The following is a 513-nucleotide window of genomic DNA, read 5'->3' on the forward strand; positions in this document are numbered from 1 at the left end:
GCATGCAGGAGCAGAACGGCCAAGTGCTGGTTCCTGAAGGTGAGGTGGCTCGCATTCGTATGTTATTGGCGTCAAAAGGCGTAAAAGCGAAACTGCCAACCGGACTGGATTCGCTGAAAGAAGACAGCTCATTAGGTACCAGCCAGTTTATGGAGACTGCGCGTTACCGTCATGGCTTAGAAGGTGAGTTAGTACGCACTATCATGTCGCTAAACTCGGTAGCGAATGCGCGTGTTCACCTTGCGATTCCTCGTCAAACTTTGTTTGTTCGCCAAAACGGTGAAAACCCGTCTGCATCTGTCATGCTCGAACTCAAACCGGGTGAAGACCTTAAGCCAGAACAGGTTGAAGCGATCATCAACTTGATCGTAGGCAGTGTGACGGCGATGAAGCCTGAGTTTGTTTCTGTCATCGATCAATATGGCCGACTGTTGAGTGCTGATGTTGCGTCAGCAGAAGCGGGCAAAGTAAACGCGAAGTATCTGGAATACCAAAAGAACGTTGAGAAGCAAA

At 49.3% G+C, this 513-nt stretch carries 1 pseudogene; it reads left to right on the top strand.

Annotated elements, in window-relative coordinates:
• Positions 1-513 (top strand): annotated as a pseudogene (locus R7R78_RS29610) (flagellar M-ring protein FliF); the annotation flags it as partial.

The organism is Vibrio sp. 2134-1 (assembly GCF_033339495.1).